General features: G+C 66.6%; 3 protein-coding genes. 1 reads left to right on the forward strand and 2 read right to left on the reverse strand.

Translation table 11 applies throughout. From position 1 onward, the window contains the following. Window positions 1-185 (reverse strand): hypothetical protein (locus ACESL5_RS09725; protein WP_372592581.1); only part of this gene is annotated, 185 nt, incomplete at its 3' end. Window positions 186-498: 313 nt separating this feature from the next. Between ACESL5_RS09725 and ACESL5_RS09730 the strand changes: the two genes are divergently transcribed. Then, window positions 499-2,013: an AAA family ATPase gene (locus tag ACESL5_RS09730; protein ID WP_372592582.1), complete on the forward strand. Its 1,515-nt coding sequence runs from the start codon at window positions 499-501 to the stop codon at window positions 2,011-2,013. A 176-nt stretch (window positions 2,014-2,189) separates the two neighbouring features. Here the strand turns inward: ACESL5_RS09730 and ACESL5_RS09735 are convergent. After that, a partial coding sequence (locus tag ACESL5_RS09735; RefSeq protein ID WP_372592583.1) for a hypothetical protein occupies window positions 2,190-2,632 on the reverse strand: 443 nt, incomplete at its 5' end.

The raw sequence follows: 2,632 nt of genomic DNA on the forward strand, positions 1-2,632 counted from the left end.
AGGGAGAGCGACTGGCCGACGTAGATCTCGTCCGGTGCGGCGTAGATCTCGGCGGGCATGGTGAACAGCGCGCCCTCGAAACGCTCGGTGACCTTCTCGTTGAGATACCAGGCCCAGGCGGCCAGTAGCAGGGCCCCAATCAGGAAGCCCACGGCGACGAGCCGGAACACCCAGCCCTTCATCATCCGGCCGAAGGAGCGGCGCCCGCCACCGGTGCGCCCGGCCCCGCTGCGGCGAGCGCTCGCCCGGGCTGTCCCGGTCCTGCCAGCCGAACGGGGGCGACGCTTCGCCCCTGCCTTGCTTTTTGCCTTGCTACCCTTGCTGGATGCCACGTCGCGACCACACTGTTACAATTTTCAAATGATTCCGACCGCTTTCTGATGCGGTCGGAGCGCCAGTCTACCAGTCCCGGAAGACCGGCGGGAGGCACGGAAGTTCGACCTTTCGACTCCGGGACGGACAGGCATCACGACACGAGAATCATCACCGGGAGAACCCATGGGCGAGCAAAAACACGAGAGACTGGTCGAACGATTCAAGGCGAACCTGGCCTCCGCCGACCCCTCGCTGGAGCACCTGCAGACGCACATCTCCCACGTGTTCCTTACCGGCCCGTGGGCCTACAAGATCAAGAAGCCGATGAACTTCGGCTTCCTCGATTTCTCCAGCCTCGACCGCCGACGGCACTTCTGCCTCGAGGAACTGCGACTCAACGCCCGGCTGGCCCCGGACCTGTACGACGGCGTGCTGGGTCTGGATGCCGAGGGCCAGCTGATCGACGACCTGGAAGGCGCCGAGGAATACGTGATCCGCATGCAGCGCTTCGACCAGGCCGACCGGCTCGACAACGTCGCCGCCCGGATCGGCCTGGACGAAACCCTGGTCGACCGGATTGCCGACGGCATCGCCGACTTCCATTCGCGGGCCGCGGTAGCCGACCCCGCCTCCCGCTTCGGCGAACCCGAGACCGTCTGGGCGCCGATGGAGCAGAACCTCGAGCAGATCGCACCCTTCCTCGAGACCGAGGAAGACCGCGAACGACTCGCCCGTCTCGACGATCTCTCCCGGGCGGCCTTCGAGACCGTCCGCCCGGTGCTGGCCCGGCGCAAGCGCGAAGGTCATGTGCGCGAGTGCCACGGTGACATGCATCTGGCCAACATGGCGCTGCAGGAGAACGACGTCATCATCTTCGACGGCATCGAGTTCAACGACGACTTCCGCTGGACCGACACCGCGAACGACCTGGCCTTCGCCCTGATGGACCTGCACAAGCGGCGGCTAGTCGCCGCGGCCCGCCAATTGCTCAACCGTTATCTCGAGACCAGTGGCGACTACGAGGCGCTGCCCACCCTGCACTTCTACCAGGGCTATCGCGCCGCCGTGCGCGCGAAGATCGCCCTGCTCGGCCTGCGCGACGACATGCCGGAAGCCGAGCGCGAGGCAGCGTGGACAGACTTCCGCGACTACGTGGACCTGGCCTGCGCCTTCTTCGAGCCTAAGCAGGGCAAGATCTTCATCACGATGGGCGTGAGCGGCAGCGGCAAGTCGCTGGTCAGCGCGGAACTGGTGCTGGCACGCGGCGCGATCCGGGTCCGCTCGGACGCCGAGCGGCTGCGGATGTTCTCCGATCCGGCCGAGCGCTATGCCCCCTTTGCCACCGACCAGACCTACGCCCGCCTAGAGGAAATCGCCCGTCTGGGCGCGTCCGCCGGCTGGCCCATGGCCATGGATGCCACCTTCCTCGAGCGTGCCCGGCGCCAGCGCTTCGAGGCGCTTGCCGACGAGATCGGCGTGCCCTACACCATCCTGTTCATCGAGTGCGACAACGAGCAGCTGCTTGACTACCTGCGCGAACGCCAGGCACAGGGCAGCGACATCTCCGAGGCAGACGAGCAGGTCCTCGAACAGCAGTTGCAGAAGCTCGAGCCACTGACGCCCGACGAGGCGCAACATTGCGTGCGGCTAAAGTGCGACGCCCCCTTCGGCCCGCAGATCGCCGAACGTCTGGGTTGAGCCACGCCACGAAGTCGCCTCCGACCGCCGCGTCAGGTGGATACTGGCACGGCCGCTGACCCGGCTTTGGCGAGCGAGGCTCGCTTTCACCCCCGTGGCAACTTGCCTGCAAGCGAATCGAGCTTCCAGGCGCAAGCCCCGCCGTCGGCTTCATCCCGGATCAACCCGCCGACGACCTACTCCAACGGCTCGACCGTCGCCCCGCCACGAATGGCGTCGACCGCCAGTCGATACATGTCCATGTCCAGCGGAGACTCGTCGCCGCCTTCCAGCAACTCGGCCAACTCCTCCTCGGAACGCGCCGTGCCCAGATAGCGCCAGTGGTGAAACAGATGCCGTTCCTGCATGCCATCGCGCGCCTCTCGAATCGAGATCGCCCCAGGATAGGGCCAGGCCTGGAGCGCCAACGGCCCGAGGGCCTGCTTGAGGCGCAATCGATGGGCGAGCTCGGTTTCGCGCCCGACGCACAGGCCACCGCACTGCCCGATCTGGTGGGCAAAGCAGGCACGCCCCGCCCCCGTCTCCAGCCCGAGGTATTGCGGGCAGAGCCCGTGTTCCTTGGCCAGTTCCCTGAGGCGTTCGCTGGCCTTCATCCGTGAGCGGAAGACCCCGTGTGCGC

This window comes from Guyparkeria sp. (assembly GCF_041687595.1).
Classification (GTDB): Bacteria; Pseudomonadota; Gammaproteobacteria; order Halothiobacillales; family Halothiobacillaceae; genus Guyparkeria.